This is a genomic window from Priestia sp. P5_B4 (assembly GCF_056400385.1).
In genome coordinates this window covers 1-515 of the sequence record NZ_JBFULJ010001543.1, presented here as the reverse complement: position 1 = coordinate 515, position 515 = coordinate 1, and the positions used below count along the sequence as shown (strand labels likewise).

General features: G+C 39.4%; 1 pseudogene. It reads right to left on the bottom strand.

Features of this window, described 5'->3' with window-relative positions:
- Positions 1-38 precede the first annotated feature (38 nt).
- Positions 39-494, bottom strand: a pseudogene (locus AC1DRF_RS32065) (cytochrome c oxidase subunit II transmembrane domain-containing protein); the annotation flags it as partial.
- Between the last annotated feature and the right edge of the window lie 21 nt (positions 495-515).

Sequence of the window (515 nt, the reverse complement as noted above, 5' to 3'; positions counted from 1 at the left end):
TTATTTGGCAGCCCCCTCATTTTCTAGCTCTTGCTATGCGATGTAATAATTTTTTGATTAGGATACTCAAATTCCCACCAGTACAAGTTAGCGCGCACATTTACTACGACAGCATCTTTGTCCTTCATTCCTTTTACATCCGCTAGCTTAAATGTTGAGATAACCGTTGGAACAGTCAAAATAATCAGCAGCAAGATAGGAATCACTGTCCATATAATTTCTAACTTTCTGCTTCCCTCTACTTGCTTTGGAATCACATTTTCTTCGCCTTTACGACGACGAAAGCGCAGAATAACAAATATAAAGATAATGGTGACAACAATAATAACTAAAACCATGATGGCTGTACTAAGCAGCATAAGCGAATATTGTTCTTCAGCTACCTCACCTGCAGGCTTAAGTGTCGACAAAAACGGTTTTCCACAGGCCGATAACACGAATGCAAGCAGCGTAAATAACGACAAAACACGAAAGTTCAATCGCCATTTTTTCATACCATTCCCCAACCTCTCTTT